This window comes from Pseudomonas sp. TWR3-1-1 (assembly GCF_049896545.1).
In the GTDB taxonomy this organism is placed as follows: domain Bacteria; phylum Pseudomonadota; class Gammaproteobacteria; order Pseudomonadales; family Pseudomonadaceae; genus Aquipseudomonas; species Aquipseudomonas weihenstephanensis.
This window is the reverse complement of sequence record NZ_JAFCUO010000041.1, coordinates 1-1,233: the sequence shown is the minus strand read 5'-3', so window position 1 is coordinate 1,233 and position 1,233 is coordinate 1. Positions and strand designations below refer to the sequence as shown.

The following is a 1,233-nucleotide window of genomic DNA, read 5'->3' as shown; positions in this document are numbered from 1 at the left end:
AATGATTATCGCTTCATCCTCTTCCATCGACAACTTCACTGTTATTGGAAGACATACATCACCATGACTAACCGCATTGGAAATTATATTTGAAAAGACTTGCTCTAATCGTGGCCCATCGAACATGCTCGAGACTGGATTATTTGCTACAAATTGAACATCAGCTTCAGGATGAAACGCTCGAATCTCCCTTACAACTCGCTCACATAGTTCAGAAAGATCTATATACGTTTTCTGCACCGGAATCCCCGCCCCGAGTTGAGTACGTGTTAAATCGAGCAAATCACCAACTATTCGATTCGCTCGCATAACACTTGCACGTATTTGGGAGGCTACCTTAAATTCCCGCGAGCCGATCTTTTCTGATTGTTTGAGAATGTCGCTGCCGAGTAATATTGCACCTAGAGGCGTACGCAAATCGTGGCCAAGAATACCTAAAAATATGCTGCGTGATGCTTCTACAGCTCGGGAATAGCTTGCGACAGACTCAGCTAGAGCCTGATCAATGGCTTCGTTGAATCGGATCAGGTCATCAACATTTAATGAAGTCCCATCCTTCGCACAAGCCGCCCATTGCCCAAGAACACTTGCCCGGAGTGCACGATACTCGGAGACCATTTGCTCAATACTGAAACCGTCTAATAGGCGAGTAACCGCGTGAATTTCAGCAGCAGTCTCGTTGTCGACCCTGGGGGCTTGACCTTTAGACTTGTCAACTTGCTCTTGCTTTGTCTGGGCAGATCTTAAGTCAGCTATGATCACCCGCAGCATTTCCTCTGCATGATCACGGAGAGCATCACGATCCAAATCGACGCCAGTGGTTAAAATTGTTCGGGCAAAATCTTCCCACGCTTGCAATATAGGTGCAATGTTATCTTCAATAAAGTCTGATAGGCGCATATCTGTAATCCGCAAGATCCGTTCAAAAAAGGCTTCAGCAAAACTACCCTACTAAGAAACTAACAGCTTTACCCAACAGTATAGACTCTCTCCAACAATATTAAAGCGGGATATGCGGGAAAAATACTTTGTCAAAGTCCACGACTATAGCATCACCCGCTTTAAGCCTTAACTTAATCTCAAGCAGCTCTTGGTTGGCGCATTCTCCTTCATGGCGCGCTGATAATTTATGCGATCCGATTGCAACACCGAGATTAGCTTTTTCACCTGAAATAATATGTGCAGCTGGAACACCATCTATCGACAAGATGATCGCACATCCATCCTCGAACG

General features: G+C 45.2%; 2 protein-coding genes. Both read right to left on the bottom strand.

From position 1 onward, the window contains the following. The coding region (locus ACP7A4_RS23060; RefSeq protein WP_426248507.1) for a histidine kinase dimerization/phospho-acceptor domain-containing protein at positions 1 to 900 on the bottom strand (900 nt) is incomplete at its 3' end. Positions 901 to 1,000: 100 nt separating this feature from the next. Beyond that, a partial coding sequence (locus tag ACP7A4_RS23055) for a hypothetical protein (RefSeq protein WP_426248505.1) occupies positions 1,001 to 1,233 on the bottom strand: 233 nt, incomplete at its 5' end.